This window comes from Chamaesiphon sp. VAR_48_metabat_135_sub, assembly GCF_031418915.1.
In the GTDB taxonomy this organism is placed as follows: domain Bacteria; phylum Cyanobacteriota; class Cyanobacteriia; order Cyanobacteriales; family Chamaesiphonaceae; genus Chamaesiphon.
Window position 1 is genome coordinate 26,962 of the sequence record NZ_JANOJV010000268.1, and the last position, 13,501, is coordinate 40,462.

Below are 13,501 nucleotides of genomic sequence, written 5' to 3' on the forward strand. Positions count from 1 at the left end.
TGTGGGCGTGTAGGGGACGCAAGCGTTTAAACTACTCTATTCACTAAATTTTAAGGTTTGTATCCGATTGTAGTGAAGAGCTAATAATTATGATATCACAGCCATTTTGGAGATTCTGTGCTAGATGAGATTATCGTTAGTGTTGCCAATTGAAAGTAATGTAAACAATTCGTCTCCCCCCTCCCACCTCCTCCCTTTTCAGACCTAAATCCAACAAGACTGAATAAATAATCACCAAAATTAATTGTCGATCGACTCCAATGTGGCATAGAATCTAGGGATTGGTTGTAGTAAATTAGTTGCCAATGACTTTGGGCCTTGGATTTGATTCCCAGTTTGCTGAATCCTGGTTGCGCCAAAGTCTAGACCTAGGATTAGTAATTGCCCTCACTTTTCTGGTGTTATTAGCGGTCAGAGATCGCCGAACGCTCTGGATGGTCCGGGGGCTAATTGTGTTGATGGTTGCCGCAGCGATCGCTGAACGGTGTCAATTTCGGCTGCTGAACTTTGTTTTGGACAAATTGGTAGTGGGGGCTGCACTAGCAATGTCGGTGGTGTTCCAGTCGGAATTTCGCCGCTTTCTGGAGCAATTAGGGCGGGGGAATCTCCTGCCTTCAATCGGACAGGCACGGCGGGTCAGTGATGCTGCGGATCGAGCCATAGATCGGATTGTCGATGCCGTTAAGGAGCTGTCTCAACAACGGATTGGGGCATTGATGATCTTGGAGACAAATGAGCTGATGGATGAGCGCGATTTTGCCGTACCAGGGGTAAAATTAGATGCTGAGTTATCCAAGGAATTGATCCAGACAATTTTTCAGAACACCACCTTACTGCACGATGGTGCTGTCTTCATTCGGGGAGATCGAGTCGTGGCGGCGGGAGTCATTTTACCTCTGTCAGATCGCACGGCATCCCGACAGCTAGGCACTCGACATCGAGCGGCGATGGGGATTACCGAACGGACGAACAATTGTGTCTGTATCGTCGTCTCTGAGGAAACTGGTTCAATTTCGCTCGCAGAATCTGGGATACTCGATCGACCGCTGACTAGCAGTAAACTGAAGGAGTTATTAGAAATCAAATTTGCCCCCATCAGCGAACGCGAATCGGTTGCGCCGAATTTACGCACCTTAGGGCGGAAGTTTAGCTCTCGCGGTATGATGATATTTCGCCGTTTGCTACAACCGCCCAAAAATAAATGAACGATGAATTTACCACTACTGACAATTCATAATTCATAATTCATAATCCATTAATTCCTCAGATGACTCCCAAAACAACCAGTCTCATCGAACTACCTGCCGATTTAGATTGCACTCGACTACCACAACACGTGGCCGCAATCATGGATGGGAATGGCAGATGGGCAAAAAAGCGGGGATTTCCTCGGATTGTGGGGCATCAACGCGGTGCTGACGCGCTCAGAAATCTGCTCCGCTGCTGCAAGGATTGGGGAATTTCGGCACTGACTGTCTATGCTTTTTCGACTGAAAATTGGGGCAGATCGATCGAGGAGGTTGATTTTTTGATGACTCTATTTGAAAATTTATTTCAAATAGAACTAGCAGAAATGGTATCCGAGCAAGTGAAATTAGAAGTGGTGGGGAACTTAGAAAATATCCCACCATCGCTCTACGATGCGATCGATCGCGCTAGAACCGCCACCCAGCATAATCAAGGGGTGAGATTTACTGTAGCGATCAACTATGGCGGTAGGCAAGAAATCGTCCGAGCTTGCCAGACAATTGCTACTCAGGTACAACAGGGATTAATTCGACCCGCTGATATCGATGAAAATATCCTTTCACAACATTTACATACTGCCGATTTGCCCGATCCAGATTTGCTAATTCGCACGAGCGGCGAGATGCGGATTAGTAACTTTTTATTATGGCAATTAGCATATGCTGAATTCTATGTCACGGATACATTATGGCCGGATTTCGACAGGCGGGCTTTTCATCAAGCACTGCTGAATTATCAACAACGCCATCGGCGGTTTGGTAAGATTTAATTGGTAATTGATAATCGATAACTAAATCGGGGTGAATTTTAGGTCATCGATTTGTGTTTTGCTTGTCAGCGTAACGAGATCGAAATCGGAATCAAAGCCTTACAGCAAAAGAGACTATTCAGAGGGGAATTGGGAATAGTCCCGTGACTTGTGCCGACTAGGAATAGAGTCTATCAGTAATCTCTAGCAGCTCACAATTTTTTACGAGCGATTAATTTAAGGTAGTTCACCACTCAAGATATACTAGGATCGATTAAGAATTGAGATATCTTTATTGTTCCTTTAGTCAACTGGAGATCTGTCTCGATGCCGGATTGCGATGAGTCTAGATCGACACACGATAAATTTCAACAATTGCAATCGCGACTGCAACGTCAATGGCATAGTTTAGATGCACAGGTTGACAGCGATAGCGATATTTTGGTGGTGCCATCCCTAAGTTTGGATCGAGGGGAGCTAGCTAAAGTTGAGGGGTGTCTTCATTACGAAGAGCGGTTGTTATTTTCCCTGATGCGGTTATCGAATCCGCGCACGCGGCTAATTTATGTTACATCCGTACCATTAGCCCCGATCGCGATCGATTATTATTTACAACTATTGCCTGGGATTCCCTTTTCCCATGCGCGCGATCGATTGTTGCTCTTTTCCACTGATGATTATTCGCTCCAACCCCTGACCCAGAAAATTCTCGATCGTCCGCGCTTACTCGATCGGATTAAACAAGCACTACGACCAGATCGATCGGTGATGACATGTTATAATTCGACCTCGATCGAGCGAGACTTAGCTCTGAAATTAGATGTCCCACTCTACGCACTCGATCCCGATTTACTTTACTGGGGAACGAAAGCAGGTAGTCGGCAGATTTTCGCTGAATGTGGGCTACCCCATCCCGATGGGAGTGAATTGGTATTTAACGATCGAGATTTAGCTCAGGTGGCGGCGGATCTGTGGGCTAGACAACCCCATCTTCAGCGGTTAGTTGTCAAATTAAATGAAGGCTTTTCGGGCGAGGGAAATGCGATCCTCGATTTGCAAGGATTAGGCGATAGTACAAATTATTTATCACGAATTGAGGCAATTAGTCAAGCTTTCCCATCTCTGAGTTTTCAGGGACACAATGAAACCTGGACAAACTTCAAGGCTAAAATTGGTCATCTCGGGGCGATCGTCGAGGCTTTTGTAGGAGGAGATGGAAAACAATCTCCCAGCGTTCAGGGATGCATTACCCCCACGGGAGCGGTCGAAATCCTCTCTACTCACGACCAAATTTTAGGCGGCCCCGACGGGCAAATTTTCCTCGGTTGTCAGTTTCCGGCTGCTGAAGGATATCGTCGCCAACTTCAGGATTTGGGATTAGAAATTGGTAAAAATCTCGCGGCGAAAGGGGCGATCGAGAGATTCGCTGTAGATTTTATCGCGGTGCCGGATAGTGATGGTAATTGGGATTTACACGCGATCGAAATTAACCTGCGGAAAGGGGGGACAACTCATCCATTTATGACGCTAAAATTTCTGACTAATGGTTATTATCAAATGGATGATGGTTTGTTTTATAGTCAACAGGGTAAGCCTAAATATTATGTTGCTTCAGACAATCTTAATCATCCTCATTATCGAGGATTATTACCAAACGATTTGATGGATATTATCGCCCATCATCGATTGCATTTTGACACTAGTACGGAGACCGGGACAGTTTTTCATCTGCTGGGGTGTCTGTCAGAGTTTGGGAAAGTCGGGCTGACAAGTATCGGTAATTCTCTAGCTGAAGCGCAGCAAATATATCAGAAAGTTGAGCAAGTTTTGGATTTAGAGACTCAATCGATCGATCCTCAATCGACACTACCAATTGCCTGGAAATGTCGATAGTTTTCCAGAGTCTAGAACAAGTACCTAAAAGTATGAAAATTTTGGAGATAAGAAGTTGACACCTTGTTATAATCTCTGTCTCAAAAACGAATTTATTACTTATTACTATTACTTAACCAACCTGGATTCGATCGAGCTTGACGATATTCCCGATTCAGTTGACTGATTGTCGTCAACGAGATTTCCTTGGGGCAGACAGCGGCACAGGTGCCAGTATTGGAACAACAGCCGAACCCCTCTTCGTCCATTTGAGCCACCATCTTAATCACCCGCCGCTGGCGTTCGGGTTGTCCTTGGGGTAATAGGGCAAGGTGGGATACTTTGGCGGCGACAAATAACATGGCCGAACTGTTTTTACAGGCGGCAACACAGGCTCCGCAACCGATGCACATCGCCGCAGCAAAAGCAGCATCAGCAATATCTTTGGCAACGAGCATGGTGTTGGCATCCACCTCATTGCCAGTATTGACGGAAATATAGCCACCCGATTGGATAATGCGATCGAATGCCGATCGATCGACCATCAAATCCTTAATGACAGGAAAAGCATTTGCTCGCCAGGGTTCGACGACGATAGTGTCGCCATCTTGGTACGATCGCATATAGAGCTGACAGGTGGTGCTACCTTGGTTGGCACCGTGGGGGCGACCGTTGATATACATGGCACAGGAACCACAAATCCCTTCCCGACAATCGTGGTCGAAGGCGATCGGTTCTGCGTCAGCTAGAATTAGGTCTTGATTGAGTCGATCGATCGTCTCCAAAAAAGACATGTCTGGGGAAACGTCGGCTAGTTGGTAAGTGACGAATTTACCAGCAGTTTGAGAATCGGGCTGTCGCCAAATTTTGAGAGTGATTTTCATTTGTAGGAACGCTGGCTGAACTGCGCCAGCTCGAATTTTAATGCTTCTAGGTGCAACTGCCATTGATGCTCTTGTTGATATGCCCAGGCGGCGACGTGGGCATATTCAGCATCGCGGCGTTGGGCTTCACCCGTATCGGTTTGGAATTCCTCGCGGAAATGACAGCCGCAGCTCTCTTGACGGTGCAGGGCATCAACGCACATCAATTCGCCTAGCTCCAGGAAATCAGCAACACGTTGGGCGCGATCGAGTTCTGGATTGAGTTCCGGCACTTTTCCAGGTATTTTTACATCCTGCCAAAACTCTGCTTGTAAAGCTTGGATCTCTTGAATCGCTGACTGCAACCCAGTTGCAGTTCTGACGATACCGCAATCCGCCCACAGAATTTGACCCAAACGTCGATGAAAGCTGGTGACGGTTTGAGTGCCCCGAATATCGATCAATCGATCGAGTCTGGCTCTCACCATCTCCTCCGCGCGGGCAAATTCCGGTCGATTCTCGTTCCGAGAGGCTTCGCCAACGATCGAGTTGGGACTACTACCAACATCATTGGCCAAATAGTTGCTAATCGTCGCAGGTATTACAAAATAACCATCGGCCAAGCCTTGCATCAAAGCTGAAGCACCGAGCCGATTGGCACCATGTTCGCTAAAATTAGCCTCTCCCAAACAATATAGACCAGGGATAGTTGTCATCAATTCATAATCTACCCACAAACCGCCCATCGTGTAATGTACCGCTGGATAAATCCGCATCGGCACTGTATAAGGGTCTTCACCTGTAATCTGAGCATACATGGCAAATAGATTACCATATTTATTTTGCAGCACTTCGCGACCAGATCGCCGCAGAGCATCAGTGAAATCGAGATACACGGCACGATGGGAGCTGCCCACCCCATAACCAGCATCGCACACTTCTTTGACCGCTCGTGAGGCAATATCGCGGGGGACGAGGTTGCCGTAAGCCCGATAACGCCGCTCTAAAAAATAGTCGCGTTCGGATTCGGGGATATCTGGAGCGAGACGGCGATCTCCAAGAGTTTTGGGTACCCAAATCCTTCCGTCATTCCGCAAGCTTTCGGACATCAGGGTGAGTTTGGATTGATATTCGCCAGCGACGGGAATACATGTCGGGTGAATCTGGGTGAAACAAGGATTTGCAAATAATGCCCCTTGCTTGTGGGCTTTCCAGGTAGCACTGACGTTACTGCCCATCGCATTAGTAGATAGATAAAAGACGTTACTATACCCACCAGAACAAAGCAAGACGGCATGTCCGAAATGTCGTTCTAATTCACCAGTCAATAGATTACGCGCGATAATCCCCCGCGCTTTGCCGTCGATTTGGACGATTTCCAACATTTCGTGACGGGTATACATGGTGATGTTGCCCAATTCAATTTGCCGTTCTAGTGCTTGATAGGCACCCAGTAACAGTTGCTGTCCCGTCTGTCCGGCGGCGTAGAAAGTGCGTTGTACCTGGGTACCACCGAAGGATCGATTACTGAGCATTCCGCTGTATTCTCGCGCAAACGGTACGCCTTGAGCAACGCAATGGTCGATGATTTTGGTGCTGATATTCGCGAGTCGATAAACATTGGCTTCTCTCGATCGATAGTCACCGCCCTTAATCGTGTCATAAAATAACCGCCGAACGGAATCCCCATCGTTTTGATAGTTTTTGGCGGCATTAATTCCGCCTTGGGCGGCGATACTATGGGCGCGGCGGGGAGAGTCTTGGAAACAGAAGGCTTTCACCCGATAGCCCTGTTCGGCGAGAGTAGCTGCGGCGGATGCGCCCGCAAGTCCCGTACCAATGACGATGATTTCTAGCTGCCGTTTGTTTGCTGGGCTAATCAGGCGGGCAGTTTCTTGATAGGTTTGCCACTGTCGATCGAGAGGTACTGTGGGAATTTTAGCATCGAACATGGGAACTAAGGAATAAAGGGCAGGAGAACTGCATCTAAATAACCCAGGCACAACTAGAATATAGCAAAGACAAAATATCTGCTTGATAGCTTTGTCTCTAGTTTAACTCCACAAGCAGTAAGAAATCTGCTTGGTGTAATGGTTACGGTGTTACAGGATTAGGGGTGAGAGTCGTCATTTGACTAACGAATCGCACCTGTAAGTAGTGTTTCCGATAAATTTGTCTCAGCGAGCATCGCGTGACGGAGATTGGCACCTGTGAGATTAGCCCCTGTGAGATTCGCGCCTGTGAGATTGGCACCAGCTAAATTGGCTCCAGTTAAGTTGGCTCCACGCAAGTTAGCGTTGTGTAAAATTGCGCCAGTAAAAATAGTTTTAGATAGATTAGCCCAAGATAGATCGGCACCAGTTAAGTTTGCTCGATCAAAATTGGCAAACATTGCGTAAATATTCACTAGATGCGATCGAGTCAGTCGAGATTGAGTTAAATTCGATCGATATAAATGTGCCGCACTCAATTCAGTTTCAACTAAGATCGCTTGACTCAGATCTGCGTGAGCTAAATTGGTTTCCACTAAATCTGCATAACAGAGAGTGGCGCGATGCAATTGGATTCGATCGAGATTCGCACCACGTAACTTAGCTCCAGTTAAATCGATCGAGATCGCATTTACGGCTGATAAATCTGCATCCCGTAGATCGGCATTAGTAAAATTGCTACCCACCAAATTGGCATTACAGAGGTTTGCACGTCGAAAATCTGTGCCGATAGCTTTAGTATCGATTGCCTCGATCGATCCTAAATTAGCATCTACTAAATCTGCACCATTAAAGATCGCATTACTGAGATTCGATCCCATCAAATTTGCTGCCACCAATTTAGCTGATGCTAAATTCGCTCTCCGTAGATTGACCTCATGGAGATCCGCTCCCCGCAGATTCAACCCCGTCAACTGAGCATCATTCAAATCCGGCATTTCCAAGCAATTGACTCGCCAAGCCAACCAAGCTACCGCTCCACACCGCAACACGGCATCTGCACTCACTTCCATCCCCTACTCCTGCTTACCTCTGTCTGGAAACGGACGACCTGGTAAACTCTCTAGTGACGCTAGAATACCCGCCTCAGCCGCCTTAATATCCTGTTCTTCTCCACCTAGATACAACCTACCAAACACACCCACCGCTGAAATTTGGAGAATATTAATCCTCGCGGACTTCTCCGCTTCATTCGCCGCAATAGCTGCATATGCTGCTGGCTCTACCTCTAATACATATAAAGTTTCTCCCGCCAGGATCATATTCCCTCGTCGCCCGCGATTGATCATTTGAGTATGATGCGCCGTAATATTCCGAATAATCCGACTCGAAATTACTCGCGGCTTGAGACAATCAGACTGATTCACTCCCAAATATGCCAAAATCGCCCGTCCCGCTGCGTGGACATCGCCCTGACTGCTAGCATGGATTTCCATCAATCCATACAACCGTTCAATAATCTGCACCCCTGGTTTCACATCTGCGGATTTGAGGGCAATATCCATCATTTGGTTGATTTCAACTCCAGGAGAGACTTCAATCCACAGGGATGAATCCGATGGCAATGGTAAAAATCCCTGGGCTTCCGTACCCAGATATGCGGCATGTTGGCGTTGCAGGCGATCGATAAAAACGTAACTGCGGAGGTCGATTCCCAAGACTTTTAAATAGTTGAAAGCTGTGTCTTCCGCCCTGAATATTTTCGCCAGAGCTTACTCAGTATACCGCAAGTGGATTGCCAAGATTCGACATCAATATTTACAACAACAGGAGTAAGAAAAAGCTTTTCTTACTCCTGTGATTCAGTAACTAGTTCTGAAGATAACCTAACTCAATCTACTGCTTAGGAGCTGGTGGAGGAGTGACCTCAGGGGCTGGTGGAGCACCAGGAGCAGGCGGCGCAACAGGTGCTGGCGCAGCATCCGGTGCTGGTGCCGCACTAGGGGTAGGAGCCACAGTAGGTGTCGCTGAGTTCGCAGTTTGAATCAATTGACCCAACAATCCTTGCAGAGCTTTTTGGCCGCTGGGAGCACTGGTTACTGCTTTTTCAGGGCCGAGTTCGCCGACCATTGCTTTGACGTACTCATTATAAGCACCAACAGATGCGTTTAATTTTGTAGCATTAATATTACCATTACCAGAGCGCATTCCTTTGACGGTAGTAGCTAACACAGTAGCCGCTTTACCTGTGGGACCATCAGGTGCAACACCAGCAGGTAACAATCCCGCAACTAACGGAGCGGGTTCGGCACCATTAACGACATCAAATGTCGCTGCATCACCAACAGTATTCGCAGTTAAGGACTGTGAAAGTTGGTTGACGGCAGTTTGGCTTTGGGACGCATAAGTTGGTTCGCCACCACCGATAACACCACCACCACCAACGCTGGTGACAGAAGTAAATGTGTTGCCATTATCGGAACCGTTCCCGAGTTGGGCATTAGCTGGATTGAGGTTGAGTGCCACTAAACTAGCTACAGCACCCAGCCCTAACAAATAGGACGAGATTTTCATGTTTACGCTCATGTATTGAAGAGGATGAATAATGCTGCCGGAAATTTGAGGATCGATCCTCAAATTTCCGAACAGGTAACAAATCGACTAGCTAGGATTAGAAATGGAAACCCAAACCACCACTAACGACAAAGCGAGAACCACCAGTTTCGCTATTACCCAGATCGACGATTGCAGGGGTGACTTGGAATGAAGAACCACCACCAAAAGGAATCGAGATGGGTAAGCCAACGCTTGCGTCTTGACCGTTCCAGTCAGCAACTAGCGAAACATTGGAGAATAACCGAGTACCGATGCTACCAAAGACGTTGATAGTATCGTTATTGGCACGGATATCACCAACACTACGGAAGCGACCAGCACCAGCACCAACGGATAGAGTGGTGTTGCTAAAGAAGCCCATGTTTGGATCGGGGTTAAGGATCAAGCTAGCTACGCCGTAGCCAGTCCGACCACCATTAACACCACCATCTGCTGTTGCAGGGTTATTTCCGAACGTCACCGCGTTTTCATAACCACCCGCGATCGCAAAGTTGTCACCTAACAACTTGTGCAGTTTGAAACTAATGCCACCATTCTCAAATGAACCAGATCCAGTTCGGTTATAGGTAGTAGCAACAGTTTCTAAGCCTAGGAAATTACGCGCATCGCCTAAACCAAGACCGACAGAGTATGCATAAGTCTCTGGACCTTTTGCTTTTTCTGCTGCTGTTGCCGCAGGGTTGTTAGGTAGATTAGTATTGCTATAGATATTCGGACGAGTTTCACCTTGGAAGCCTGCACCAAAGAAAAGATCGCCCCAATTAGCACCAAATGCCGTAGGAGTACCTAAACCACCAACTGGGAAGGTAGCAACGGAAGTAGAACCAGAAACCTCTGGAACTTGGCTAGGAATGCTCAACTTGGCGATCGCCTCGTCAGCAGTCATTGGTTTGGGAACTTCTACTGGAGTACCAGTAATACTAGTAACATATACACCTTGAGGACAGGATGCAATGTATTTGTTCGCTGGGCTGGCTTTATCTAAAGCGGTCAACCTACCCGAACCAACTAATACTTGGTGGATATAAGCAGCAACATCAGCACGAGTCGCTACAGTATTTGGACCAAAGTTACCACCAGGCAGCTTACTGCTGTCATATTCGACACTGACAGCGATACATCGCTGAGTCGCAGCTACTAAGGCATTTTGACCGTAGCTAGGAACTTGAGCCGCGTCACCGAATACACCGTTGATGTCTAAGCTGCCAGAAGGCTCTAGCTTGCTGCCATTAACGAGGGAAACCAAACTCTGAATCCGAATAATATTTTGCTTAGGAGCAAAGGTACCGTTAGGATATCCAGTTAAAAATCCACTTTGGTAAGCCTTTTGAATTACGGCACTCGCCCAGAATTTTTTGGGTACGTCTTTAAATTTACGACCAGCCCGAACCTGTTTGAGATCGAAGGCTTTGTTGAGTAAGGCCGCAAACTCGGCCCGAGTTACTGGTTGGTCGGGTTTGAACGTACCATCAGGGTAGCCTTTGATAATTTCCTTTTCAACCAGAGCTTTGATAAAAGGTTCGGCCCAGTTGCCGGCAACATCACTAGCCTGTGCGACCTTGTCGGTTGCTGGGGTTACTGGTGCCGTATTTTTATTTTCCTTCACCGCTGCTGCCAGGGGTGCAGATACTGTAACTTTGTTCGATGAATTATTATTTTCAGGTGCATTTGGCACTGCAAATGCAGATCCAGTAGTAATTAATACACCAGTGAAGACAGATCCTAGTAATAAGGATGCAAGTCTACCGATCTGGGCACGTTTGAAATTAGATTGTTGTTTATTTTGGTTCATGGTTTCCCTAGTGCACTCCTCACCGGAAAAGTTGTCAGTTTACATTCTACTGCAATTTTACGGATCGAGATAAATTAGTTGTTTATTGTAAGTTTACACAGCGATCGATTTTTAAGTCAGCTTGCTTTTACCCATCGGTTGAATTTACATATATTTCAATCCAATACTCAAACATGAAGGCATCGCGTCGATTGCTCTGAGCATCTAGCTTCCAAGTTCAGATATTTGGCTGAGTACATTTGCCAAAAAAAAATATACCTTAGATGTATTGGCGAAACTTCTACGACTGTTTTTAGTCATTGTGGTTAATCAGAATCACTTGGTTTGGATCGCTTCAATCGATCGGTTGCCAACTTCTTACACTACACGATAATGCTAGTCGCAATCGCATTAGCAAAAGTCGGAAATCAAGTTTTTAACTTGAGTAAAAAAATAATTTTCAACTTTTTAAAACCTGTCGATCGTGTCATAATACTATGTCCACTAAAAGCCGATCTTTGTTGAGTATTGAAGCTACCGCCACGATTCTTGAAAAACTTATTAATGCGCTTTCCAATAATCAGAAGTATACAATCCTGACGTGTGTCGATGTCAGTTTGTTCCTGATTTCCATCAGTGCGGCGATCGGCTTCGAGTGGGGACTAGGCCTAGTGCCTACGGAAATGTTGCACCAAGGTAGGTTTGTGGTGCTGGAGATCGGGATCAAAATTGGATTGTTTTGGGCATTTAGAATTTATCAACAGGTATTACGCTATGCAGGTGGCGAATTTATCTTGACGATCTCCAAAGCAGTAGTCACCAGCCTCCTGGCAATTATCGTAATTTTTAATTGGATTACGCCGCCCATCATGCCAGCTTCTGTGCTGATAAATGATGGAATGCTGACACTCATTTTAATTATTGCCTTTCGGCTCAGCGCCTGTCTGACTCTTAGTAAAATCAGACAGGTTAATCGTCCGGGTCAAGAGACTTGTTCGGTAGTCATCTATGGAGCGGGAAGTGCTGGCTGTATCCTCGCTCAAGCTTTAGCTGGCGAAAATGGCAAAAAGTTAATTGGTTTTGTCGATGACAACCCCTATCTCCAAGGTCGGAATGTCCAAGGTATTCGGGTATACACTCCAGCAGAATTACTAAAATTGAAGGCCGTAATTGGGTTTGAGGAAATTCTCCTCGCGATGCCTTCGATCGAAGGACAACGGAAACGCGATATTTTAGAAAAATTGCAAGTTCTAGGTGTACCTGTAAAAACTGTACCCAGTATTACTGAAATTTTAAGCGGTCATGTCTCCGTTAATAAAGTCCGCGAACTGGACATCGAGGATCTATTAGGCCGCAAAGCGATCGCTGCTCGTCCCGAATTACTCCAGCATGATATTACTGATCGAGTCGTATTGGTCACTGGTGGCGGAGGTTCGATCGGTTCCGAACTCTGTCGTCAAATTGCCAAACAGCAGCCTAAACTGCTAATCGTCTACGAGCTACATGAGTTTGCTCTGTATCAAATGGACATGGAACTTGGCGAACACTATCCCCATCTGAGTAAAATTGCTTGTTTGGGTTCGGTCACTGACGCTCAAGTATTGACAAGAGTTATCAAAAAATATGAAGTAGATACTGTATATCATGCAGCCGCATACAAACACGTCCCGATCGTCGAAGCCAATCCCATTTCGGGCATGAACAACAATATCGGCGGGACGCTCACGGCGGCTCAATGTGCGATCTCCTGTGGAGTTAAGAAATTTGTCTTGATCTCCACGGATAAAGCAGTTCGTCCCACTAATATTATGGGTGCAACCAAGCGGGTCGCAGAATTAGTACTCCAATCTTTAGCCGATCTTTCCTCTCACGACACCTGTTTTACCATGGTGCGGTTTGGGAATGTGTTAGGAAGCAGTGGTTCTGTCGTCCCCCGTTTCCGCGAACAAATTATCTCTGGTAAGTCGATCACCCTTACTCATACAGATATTACTCGCTATTTCATGACCATCCCTGAGGCCGCTACTCTCGTAATTCAAGCTGGCGCAATGGCCAAAGGAGGGGAAGTATTTCTCTTAGATATGGGCGAACCTGTCAAAATCTACGATCTTGCCGCTCAGATGATTCGCTTGCATGGTCTGGAACCACACAAGGATGTCAAAATCGAGGTAACAGGTTTACGTCCTGGGGAGAAAATATATGAAGAGCTGTTGATCGATTGTGATGCAGCGTTACCAACAGGGCATCCCAAGATCTTTTGTGCTCGTGAGGCTAAAATAGGCTGGCAAGAGCTAGCACCCCAACTTACTAACCTACTGGAAGCTGCGGCTAAGTGTGAGGTCACTGAATGTGTATCGGCTCTCCATCACTTAGTTCCAGAATATCAACCAATGGGACAGTACGCCAAGGTCAAATATGAAGCTGTTGCAGTGTAGATAGGGGATAGGGGATA

The 13,501-nt window shown here is 46.5% G+C and carries 10 protein-coding genes; 4 read left to right on the top strand and 6 right to left on the bottom strand.

Annotated features, from left to right (window positions below):
• Positions 1-305: 305 nt before the first annotated feature.
• The 3 genes from cdaA (at position 306) to RMO55_RS18810 (ending at position 3,889) form a co-directional block, all read left to right on the top strand.
• Positions 306-1,205 carry a diadenylate cyclase CdaA gene (gene cdaA, locus RMO55_RS18800; RefSeq protein ID WP_310429132.1) on the top strand — a complete coding sequence of 300 codons (900 nt, stop codon included), beginning with the start codon at positions 306-308 and terminating at the stop codon, positions 1,203-1,205.
• A 62-nt stretch (positions 1,206-1,267) separates the two neighbouring features.
• Positions 1,268-2,017 (top strand): isoprenyl transferase, encoded by a 750-nt coding sequence (locus RMO55_RS18805; protein ID WP_310429134.1) that lies wholly within the window; start codon positions 1,268-1,270, stop codon positions 2,015-2,017.
• Positions 2,018-2,323: 306 nt separating this feature from the next.
• Positions 2,324-3,889: a peptide ligase PGM1-related protein gene (locus RMO55_RS18810; RefSeq protein WP_310429136.1), complete on the top strand. Its 1,566-nt coding sequence runs from the start codon at positions 2,324-2,326 to the stop codon at positions 3,887-3,889.
• A 95-nt stretch (positions 3,890-3,984) separates the two neighbouring features.
• On the opposite strand, the gene RMO55_RS18815 is transcribed toward RMO55_RS18810, so the two are convergent.
• The 6 genes from RMO55_RS18815 to RMO55_RS18840 form a co-directional block, all read right to left on the bottom strand.
• Positions 3,985-4,752, bottom strand: coding sequence for a succinate dehydrogenase/fumarate reductase iron-sulfur subunit (locus RMO55_RS18815; RefSeq protein ID WP_310429137.1), 768 nt, complete (start codon positions 4,750-4,752; stop codon positions 3,985-3,987).
• Positions 4,749-6,683, bottom strand: a complete 1,935-nt coding sequence (locus RMO55_RS18820) for a fumarate reductase/succinate dehydrogenase flavoprotein subunit (protein WP_310429139.1) — start codon at positions 6,681-6,683, stop codon at positions 4,749-4,751. The genes RMO55_RS18815 and RMO55_RS18820 overlap by 4 nt, the downstream gene beginning before the upstream one ends.
• Before the next feature lie 182 nt (positions 6,684-6,865).
• Entirely contained in the window at positions 6,866-7,729 is an 864-nt protein-coding gene (locus tag RMO55_RS18825; RefSeq protein ID WP_310429140.1) for a pentapeptide repeat-containing protein, read from the bottom strand.
• A gap of 9 nt (positions 7,730-7,738) precedes the next feature.
• A complete protein-coding gene (locus RMO55_RS18830; RefSeq protein WP_310429142.1) occupies positions 7,739-8,380 on the bottom strand; it encodes a hypothetical protein in 642 nt (213 codons plus the stop codon).
• 178 nt (positions 8,381-8,558) lie between these two features.
• The gene (locus RMO55_RS18835; protein ID WP_310429144.1) at positions 8,559-9,236 is read right to left on the bottom strand and encodes a hypothetical protein; all 678 of its coding nucleotides are present in this window, start codon (positions 9,234-9,236) and stop codon (positions 8,559-8,561) included.
• Between the two features lie 97 nt (positions 9,237-9,333).
• Positions 9,334-11,070 carry an S-layer homology domain-containing protein gene (locus tag RMO55_RS18840; RefSeq protein WP_310429146.1) on the bottom strand — a complete coding sequence of 579 codons (1,737 nt, stop codon included), beginning with the start codon at positions 11,068-11,070 and terminating at the stop codon, positions 9,334-9,336.
• Between the two features lie 476 nt (positions 11,071-11,546).
• Between RMO55_RS18840 and RMO55_RS18845 the strand changes: the two genes are divergently transcribed.
• Positions 11,547-13,484: a nucleoside-diphosphate sugar epimerase/dehydratase gene (locus tag RMO55_RS18845; RefSeq protein ID WP_310429147.1), complete on the top strand. Its 1,938-nt coding sequence runs from the start codon at positions 11,547-11,549 to the stop codon at positions 13,482-13,484.
• Positions 13,485-13,501: the final 17 nt, after the last annotated feature.

What these genes read in the sequence shown, in the direction of transcription:
- cdaA (WP_310429132.1), top strand. Translation starts at nt 306, where the DNA reads ATGACTTTGGGCCTTGGATTTGATTCCCAGTTTGCTGAATCCTGGTTG.
- RMO55_RS18805 (WP_310429134.1), top strand. Translation starts at nt 1,268, where the DNA reads ATGACTCCCAAAACAACCAGTCTCATCGAACTACCTGCCGATTTAGAT.
- RMO55_RS18810 (WP_310429136.1), top strand. Translation starts at nt 2,324, where the DNA reads ATGCCGGATTGCGATGAGTCTAGATCGACACACGATAAATTTCAACAA.
- RMO55_RS18815 (WP_310429137.1), bottom strand. Translation starts at nt 4,752, where the DNA reads ATGAAAATCACTCTCAAAATTTGGCGACAGCCCGATTCTCAAACTGCT.
- RMO55_RS18820 (WP_310429139.1), bottom strand. Translation starts at nt 6,683, where the DNA reads ATGTTCGATGCTAAAATTCCCACAGTACCTCTCGATCGACAGTGGCAA.
- RMO55_RS18835 (WP_310429144.1), bottom strand. Translation starts at nt 9,236, where the DNA reads ATGAAAATCTCGTCCTATTTGTTAGGGCTGGGTGCTGTAGCTAGTTTA.
- RMO55_RS18840 (WP_310429146.1), bottom strand. Translation starts at nt 11,070, where the DNA reads ATGAACCAAAATAAACAACAATCTAATTTCAAACGTGCCCAGATCGGT.
- RMO55_RS18845 (WP_310429147.1), top strand. Translation starts at nt 11,547, where the DNA reads ATGTCCACTAAAAGCCGATCTTTGTTGAGTATTGAAGCTACCGCCACG.